Genomic DNA, 3,214 nt, shown 5'->3' with positions numbered 1-3,214 from the left:
TGAGAACTAGCAAATTAACTGAATCAAGCGTTTTGGTATATGAATTTAGATTGAAGCTGTATGGTGATTAAATTCACGAAACAACGAACTGTAAGAGAGAGATGTGAGTTATAAGACGCGCATCAGGATCTGTCTTAACCTGACTTGTAAGGGTTAACGACTGTTTGGGGTTGTATAGTCAAGTAATTAAGTGCATGTGGTGGATGCCTTGGCAGTCAGAGGCGAAGAAAGACGTGATAGCCTGCGAAAAGCTCCGGGGAGGCGGCAAATATCCATTGATCCGGGGATGTCTGAATGGGGGAACCCACCTACCATAAGGTAGGTATTGCATAATGAATACATAGTTATGCAAGGCGAACGAGGGGAAGTGAAACATCTCAGTACCCTTAGGAAAAGAAATCAATTGAGATTCCCTTAGTAGCGGCGAGCGAACGGGGATCAGCCCATTAAGTTACATATGTTTTAGTGGAACGCTCTGGGAAGTGCGAACGTAGAGGGTGATATTCCCGTACACGAAAGGGCATATGTAATGATGACGAGTAGGGCGAGGCACGTGAAACCTTGTCTGAACATGGGGGGACCATCCTCCAAGGCTAAATACTCCTGACTGACCGATAGTGAACCAGTACCGTGAGGGAAAGGCGAAAAGAACCCCTGTGAGGGGAGTGAAATAGATCCTGAAACCGCATGCATACAAGCAGTGGGAGCCGACAAGTTCGGTGACTGCGTACCTTTTGTATAATGGGTCAGCGACTTACATTCAGTAGCAAGGTTAACCGCATAGGGGAGCCGTAGAGAAATCGAGTCTTAATAGGGCGTATAGTTGCTGGGTGTAGACCCGAAACCAGGCGATCTATCCATGAGCAGGTTGAAGGTTGGGTAACACTAACTGGAGGACCGAACCCACTGTCGTTGAAAAGCCAGGGGATGACTTGTGGATAGGGGTGAAAGGCTAATCAAGCCTGGTGATAGCTGGTTCTCCCCGAAAGCTATTTAGGTAGCGCCTCGGACGAATACCATAGGGGGTAGAGCACTGTTTCGGCTAGGGGGTCATCCCGACTTACCAAACCGATGCAAACTCCGAATACCTATGAGTACTATCCGGGAGACAGACTGCGGGTGCTAACGTCCGTAGTCAAGAGGAAAACAATCCAGACCGCCAGCTAAGGCCCCAAAATCATAGTTAAGTGGGAAACGATGTGGGAAGGCATAGACAGCTAGGAGGTTGGCTTAGAAGCAGCCACCCTTTAAAGAAAGCGTAATAGCTCACTAGTCGAGTCGGCCTGCGCGGAAGATGTAACGGGGCTAAAACTATGTGCCGAAGCTGCGGATGTAACTTTAAGTTACGTGGTAGGGGAGCGTTCTGTAAGCCGAAGAAGGTGTATTGAGAAGTATGCTGGAGGTATCAGAAGTGCGAATGCTGACGTGAGTAACGACAAAACGGGTGAAAAACCCGTTCGCCGAAAGACCAAGGGTTCCAGTCCAACGTTAATCGGGGCTGGGTGAGTCGACCCCTAAGGCGAGGCCGAAAGGCGTAGTCGATGGGAAATTGGTTAATATTCCAATACTTCTGTGTAATGCGATGAGAGGACGGAGAAGGTTAAGTCAGCCTGGCGTTGGTAGTCCAGGTGAAAGGATGTAGGTATGTATCTTAGGCAAATCCGGGGTACTTTATACTGAGATCCGATATCAAGCTGTACTTGTACAGTGAAGTGGCTGATACCCTGCTTCCAGGAAAAGTCTCTAAGCGATAGTTACACAGGAATCGTACCCGAAACCGACACAGGTGGTCAGGTCGAGTAGACCAAGGCGCTTGAGAGAACTCTGCTGAAGGAACTAGGCAAAATGGTACCGTAACTTCGGGAGAAGGTACGCTGCTGAGGGTGATGGGACTTGCTCCCTGAGCGCTTGGCAGCCGCAGAAACCAGGCCGCTGCAACTGTTTATTAAAAACATAGCACTCTGCAAACACGAAAGTGGACGTATAGGGTGTGATGCCTGCCCGGTGCTGGAAGGTTAATTGATGGGGTTAGCGTAAGCGAAGCTCTTGATCGAAGCCCCAGTAAACGGCGGCCGTAACTATAACGGTCCTAAGGTAGCGAAATTCCTTGTCGGGTAAGTTCCGACCTGCACGAATGGCATAATGATGGCGGCGCTGTCTCCAGCAGAGGCTCAGTGAAATCGAAATCGCTGTGAAGATGCAGTGTACCCGCGGCTAGACGGAAAGACCCCGTGAACCTTTACTGCAGCTTGACACTGAACTTTGACCTTACTTGTGTAGGATAGGTGGGAGGCTATGAAATTGGGACGCCAGTTCCAATGGAGCCATCCTTGAAATACCACCCTGGTAATGTTGAGGTTCTAACTCTGTCCCGTAATCCGGGACGAGGACCGTGTCTGGTGGGTAGTTTGACTGGGGCGGTCTCCTCCTAAAGAGTAACGGAGGAGTACGAAGGTGCGCTCAGCGTGGTCGGAAATCACGCGTAGAGTATAAAGGCAAAAGCGCGCTTAACTGCGAGACCCACAAGTCGAGCAGGTACGAAAGTAGGTCTTAGTGATCCGGTGGTTCTGTATGGAAGGGCCATCGCTCAACGGATAAAAGGTACTCTGGGGATAACAGGCTGATACCGCCCAAGAGTTCATATCGACGGCGGTGTTTGGCACCTCGATGTCGGCTCATCTCATCCTGGGGCTGAAGCAGGTCCCAAGGGTATGGCTGTTCGCCATTTAAAGAGGTACGCGAGCTGGGTTTAGAACGTCGTGAGACAGTTCGGTCCCTATCTACCGTGGGCGCTGGAAATTTGAGAGGATCTGCTCCTAGTACGAGAGGACCAGAGTGGACGAACCTCTGGTGTACCGGTTGTGACGCCAGTCGCATCGCCGGGTAGCTATGTTCGGAAGGGATAACCGCTGAAAGCATCTAAGCGGGAAGCCTACCTCAAGATAAGATTTCCCTAGGACTTTATGTCCTCTAAAGAGCCGTTCAAGACTAGGACGTTGATAGGTTGGATGTGGAAGCATAGTGATATGTGAAGCTGACCAATACTAATTGCTCGTGAGGCTTGACTATACAACACCCAAACAGTTGTTGTATTCAAGATAAATTCGATACAAAATCTTGATTTAGTGAACATGCTAGATATAATGAACACGCTAAAATAGACTCAATTCCAATCCGTTAATCGTTCTTTGGTTGTTAAGTAAGGCATACATGA

General features: G+C 49.2%; 1 rRNA gene. It reads left to right on the top strand.

Annotation, left to right across the window (positions count from 1 at the left end):
• Positions 1-176: 176 nt before the first annotated feature.
• Positions 177-3,069 (top strand): 23S ribosomal RNA (locus IAE20_RS16635).
• The last annotated feature ends 145 nt before the right edge of the window (positions 3,070-3,214 follow it).

The organism is Acinetobacter sp. S54, from assembly GCF_016624945.1.
Lineage (GTDB): Bacteria > Pseudomonadota > Gammaproteobacteria > Pseudomonadales > Moraxellaceae > Acinetobacter.
The sequence above is the reverse complement of the archived record's forward strand: the minus strand, read 5'-3'. Positions and strand labels throughout refer to the sequence as shown.